Raw genomic sequence first — 725 nt, 5'->3', positions numbered from 1 at the left:
CCGCCATACTGTGCCCCCCGCTGCGTATCGCCAGCGGAACCCCCTGCTCCCGTGCGAACCCCAGCGCGTCAGCCACTCCCTGCGCCGACTCCGGCCGCAGCACCAACCCCGGCGAACCGCTCCGCACGTACGTCGACCGAACCCGTTCGTACTCCTTGTCCCCGGGCTCGACCGCCGACCGCCTCAACGACACCGGCACCGCGTCGTAAGCGATCCCGCTACGCCGAAGCTCCAGGGCTTTTGGGCTGCGCACCACCTCCTCGTCGGCGATCAAAGCGGTCCCAGCCGTCCCGGCTGCCTGCCGCGACGCCTGCACCAACTCCCGCAACCGCGGCGCGACCTCCTCGGCGTACGTCTGAATCTCCCGCGGATCGTCGCTGGCGAGAATGAATGTACTGACACCTGACCCCACAGCCAGCGGCAGCAACTCCTGAGCCCACTGCTCCGGCGGCCCCTGCAAAAACCCTTGACCCTGCAACGAAAACGACCCCGAGATATTCAGCAGCCTGCGAATCTCCCGAGGATCCCGCCCCGCCGCCACCGCAGCCTCGTCGATGACCCGCTGCCCACGCTCCAGATCGCCGTCCTGCAAATAGAACAGACTCGGCAGCCACCCGTCGGCCTTCTCCCCGATCAACCGCAGCATCCGCGGCTTGAGTGCACCGATCCAGATCGGGATGTCATGCGCCGGCGCCGGACCACGCTTGGCCCCGACCACCTGATAC

At 67.9% G+C, this 725-nt stretch carries 1 protein-coding gene; it reads right to left on the bottom strand.

Annotated features, from left to right (window positions below; genetic code table 11):
* The coding region (locus tag GWK61_RS59155; RefSeq protein ID WP_194922351.1) for an LLM class flavin-dependent oxidoreductase at positions 1 to 725 on the bottom strand (725 nt) is incomplete at both ends.

Source organism: Catenulispora rubra (assembly GCF_015356825.1).
GTDB classification, from domain to species: Bacteria; Actinomycetota; Actinomycetes; order Streptomycetales; family Catenulisporaceae; genus Catenulispora; species Catenulispora rubra.
Note: the sequence above shows the minus strand (reverse complement) of the source record. Positions and strands in the feature narration are given on the sequence as shown.